This window comes from Actinopolyspora alba, assembly GCF_900112765.1.
Taxonomy (GTDB): Bacteria; Actinomycetota; Actinomycetes; order Mycobacteriales; family Pseudonocardiaceae; genus Actinopolyspora; species Actinopolyspora alba.
The window spans coordinates 1-2,809 of the sequence record NZ_FOMZ01000031.1 but is presented as its reverse complement, the minus strand read 5'-3'; the positions used below and the strand labels follow the sequence as shown (position 1 = coordinate 2,809).

At 64.2% G+C, this 2,809-nt stretch carries 1 protein-coding gene and 1 pseudogene; both read left to right on the top strand.

The annotated features are described in order from the left end of the window. A pseudogene (locus BM150_RS24350) lies at window positions 1-454 on the top strand (ParB family protein); the annotation flags it as partial. Window positions 455-558: 104 nt separating this feature from the next. Continuing rightward, complete coding sequence (locus tag BM150_RS23445) at window positions 559-2,742, top strand: FtsK/SpoIIIE domain-containing protein (protein WP_175497007.1); 2,184 nt, start codon at window positions 559-561, stop codon at window positions 2,740-2,742. The last annotated feature ends 67 nt before the right edge of the window (window positions 2,743-2,809 follow it).

The window sequence follows — 2,809 nt, the reverse complement described above, 5'->3', positions numbered from 1 at the left end:
CACCGAGAACGAGTTTGCACAGACCCAGCAAGCAGCTGAAGCCAACAAGGCGAAATCTTCCGGTGGACAGCGTTCGTCCTCCTCGTCAACCGGCAGGCGAACCACATCCAGCACGAGCAAGAAAACAGGCGGCTCGTCGAAGTCGAGCAAGTCCAGTTCCGGACGGTCTACAAAGCCAGACAGCACCCAGGACGAACAGCCTTCAGACGAGGATCTGAAGCGCCGTAAACCGTTTACCTCCACCCTGGAAGTCGGGCTCGATCAACGGGTCGAGGGTCTGGTCCGTGCGGGGCAGGACAGGGGAGTTCCGCCGGGGATCGACTCCAAGTCGGACTTCGTGAACCAGGCGATCAAAAACGAGCTTGACCGGCTCGAAAAGAAGCACAACCACGGAAAACCGTTTCCCGCTCCTCGGATGATGCGGCAGGGTGCGCCGCCCAAGCGCAGCCAGTAGGAGCGCGGGGTCTCCCCGAGGGACGCGCCGGATTAGGATCGGCCGCTTTTTTCTAAGCGCTCCAAGCTTGCGCGGAGCGCTTGGTGCTGTCGATCCTATCTGGCGTGTCAAGAGGGGTGGGAGCGGGCGTGTCCCGCCCCGACAGACGTGAGCACACGAAGGGGGATCAGATGGGCTCGATGGGGTCGCAGCGCTCCATGCCGCAGGCGCAGTCGGTGCCTGCCGAGCGGCCCTCGCTGGTGGTACGGGCGCGGGGGTGGCTGACCAGTGCGGCGCTGCTGGGCGGGCTGCTGGTCTGGGCCGTGCCGCACCTCGATCAGACATTCAATAGCGCGACGTGGCCGCTGCTGCGGGAGCTGGTGGGACACGCCGAGCAGCTCGGGCAACGGGTGCGTCCGGTGGTGCTCGGGGTGCTCGTGGCGGCCGTGGCCGCGTGGCTGGTGGAGGCGTGGGCCTCGCGGCAGCGACGCCGGTTGATCGACCAGGTTGCGCGACTGTTGAAGGTCTACCCGCAGCAACTTCGGCTTCGGTTGGTGACCGGGTGGCGTGCCCCGTTGCGCGCGTGGGTGCGCATCCCGGCCGGATACGTCTTCGAGGATGAGCAGTTGGACGAGGCCGCGGACGCGATTTCGCGCGCGTGGGGCTATGTTTACCGTCTCTCGCACGATGAGTTGCACGACCGGATCACGATCGTGCGCGCGCTTCGTCGTGGAATCGACACCGACGCGGTTGACGATCAGGACGAGGTGTCGTATTCCAGCGCTGCCCACGAGCGGTTGGACAACGTCAAAGACAGTTTGCCGATTAAGGCGACTCGTGTTGACGCTCTTGACCACGACGAGACGTTGGGCGTTCCCACGGCCTACGACATCCACTATCAAAAGACCGCGAACGCGGCCATTGAGACGTGGCAGGCGAGAGTGTCCACCGCGATCGTGGGTCTGGTGGGGGAACCGCCGCAGGGGTATGAGTGGAGCACCGAGTGGGTCCCGTCCGAGGACCGTGTACGGCTCTCGCTCACCGAGTCCGAACCCGATCCCGAGCCCCTGCCGACGTTCCTGCGACACCCGGTGATTACCGACTACCCGACCGCGACCGGAACGGATCGCCTGGTGCTGCCGTATGCCACCGGCAGCTCCGGAAACTATCTCTCGTGGGACGTAGACCCGGGCACGAACACCCCACATGGCTTGATCGTCGGCCCGACCGGCGGCGGCAAAACGACGGCGGTGGGAACGCTCATTTCCGAGGGTTCACTTCGGAGCATCCCGTGGCTGTTGCTCGACCCGAAGCGCTTCGAGTTGACGCGGTTCGGTTACCACCCCGGCGTCATCGGTGTCGCAACCGACATCGAATCGATCATTACCACGATCGAACTGCTGTGGCAGGAGAAAGAGGCGCGGGAGCAGTACCGGGAGCGGCGTCCGTGGGTCTCGGATGCGGACATGCCGATACTCGGTATCGTCATCGACGAGTTCATGTTGCTGTCGTTTTTGCTACAGCAGGCCATGAAACACGACGACGACATCAAGGCCGCCGACCCGAAAAGTAAACTCAACATCATGGTGACCGTGTTGCGGTCCATCGGGGGACGCATGGCGTTTCTCGTGCAGCGGCCCGACTCCAACCTCTGGGGCGGGGGAAACCCGCGCGACAACCTCGGAATGCGGTTGGCGATGTCGCGCAACTCCGCGGACGGCGACAAAATGATGTTCGATCAAGTCGGCGTCACCGATTCGCTCGATCAGTCCATTCGGGGGCGTGGCGTGGGAACAACGCTCGCCGGTACCCCGGAGGAATGCCAGGTGTGGTACACGCCCAACCTGAACCCGCATCCACGAGTTCGGGCGTCACTCTCGCCCGAGGACCGCGCCCACGTGGACCAACTCATGCCCGCACAATCCCCGTCCACCAACCTGTGGGTGCCGTCGCACGAGTGGGACTTCCTACGCCCGAAGTTTTCTGCGGACGGTTCGGACGACGCCGACGACGACGGCCCCGAGCACCGGGAACCGTCCCAGCCGTCGCCGCCGGAATCATCTGCCGCGAGGGGAGAGGTTTCGCAGGCAGACCTAGACACGGCGATTGCGGCGAGCCAGCTCGCCCCCGCGATGCGGATCGCTGCCGAGATCGACGGAACGATGGTTCCCGGAACGGTCACCGACATCGAACCGGACGGAGACCGACTCGCGCTGGACGTTGCCCTCGACGGTGAACAGGGTGTCGAGTCGCTGATTGTGGACCGTGGCGAGATGATCGCACTCGTGTCCGGCACAGCAAGCACATGACGGAACACCACACGCACGCATGACGGTTCACCGTGTTGCTATCGTTGATCACACCACGCACAACGGA